We start from the raw sequence: 252 nt of genomic DNA, 5'->3' as shown, positions 1-252 counted from the left end.
TCCCAGTGTCTCCCCTTGCAAAGCGGCGCCGTAGCAGGCGGCCAGCAGTCGCTCCATGACATACGGGTCGTCGATATCATTGAAGTCGTTGAGCATCGACACGCCCAGCTTGAGGCGAGAGGCTAGTAATGATGCCAATGCCTTGGTCGCTCTGACGCGAATCGAACGATGAGAGGTAGTAAAGAGCCACGTCAGGATCAGGGCGGCGAGGTACGCGCGCTCCTCTTCGATATAAGCGAAGCCATTTTGAAT

At 56.3% G+C, this 252-nt stretch carries 1 protein-coding gene; it reads right to left on the bottom strand.

Annotated features, from left to right (window positions below; genetic code table 11):
- Nucleotides 1-252 (bottom strand): hypothetical protein (locus AC4HNJ_RS22080; protein WP_490481754.1); only part of this gene is annotated, 252 nt, incomplete at both ends.

Source organism: Dyella sp. SYSU CM1112 (genome assembly GCF_058216415.1).
This window is presented reverse-complemented; position numbering and strand designations above follow the sequence as displayed.